General features: G+C 77.4%; 1 protein-coding gene. It reads left to right on the forward strand.

The features are described from left to right. Positions 1 to 94: 94 nt before the first annotated feature. The coding region (gene ftsX / locus CKO13_RS12415; RefSeq protein WP_274600701.1) for a permease-like cell division protein FtsX at positions 95 to 796 on the forward strand (702 nt) is incomplete at its 3' end.

Genomic DNA, 796 nt, shown 5'->3' on the forward strand with positions numbered 1-796 from the left:
GGCGCTGTGCAGGGGCGCGCGCCGCAGGCGGGTGAGCGCCGCCGCCGCGGCCTGCCCGTGGTGCAGCAGGTAGAGCAGCGGCGGGCTCACCCGCCTGCGGCGCGCGCCCCTGCACAGCGCCCTGACCGCCGCGGTGCTCGGGATCGCCCTGGCGCTGCCGGCGGCCTTCTGGGTGGCGCTGGAGAGCGCCGAGCGGGCGGCCGGCGGGTGGACCGACGGCGCCGCGCGGATCTCGCTGTTCCTCGAGCGCGACACCGGGCAGGCCGCCGTCGAGGCGCGCGCCGCCGAGCTGGCCGCACGCCCGGAGATCGCCGGGACCGAGACCATCTCCCCGGAGCAGGCCCTGGCGACGCTGCGCGAGCGCTCCGATTTCGACGCCGCCCTGGAGCTGCTCGACCGGAACCCGCTGCCGCCGGTGATTGTCGCCCGGGTCAGCGGCGAGCGCGATCCCGGCGCCGTCGCGGCCCTCGCCGAGCGGCTGGCGGAGGCGCCCTACGTCGAGCGCATGCGCCTCGACCAGCAGTGGCTCGAGCGCCTCCACGCCCTCGTGGCCCTGGCCGAGCGCGCCCTCGGCGTGCTCACGGCGCTGCTGGCGGTGGCCGTGGTCCTGGTGGTGGGGAACACCATCCGGCTGACCATCGAGAGCCGCCGCGAGGAGATCGGGATCGTCAAGCTCATCGGCGGCAGCGACGGCTTCGTGCGCCGGCCCTTCCTCTACGAGGGGCTCGGCTACGGCCTCGCCGGCGGCGCCCTGGCCTGGGCGCTGGCCGAGGCCGTAGCCGAGCCCCTCGTAGAG

The sequence above is a fragment of the Halorhodospira neutriphila genome (assembly GCF_016584055.1).
GTDB classification, from domain to species: domain Bacteria; phylum Pseudomonadota; class Gammaproteobacteria; order Nitrococcales; family Halorhodospiraceae; genus Halorhodospira; species Halorhodospira neutriphila.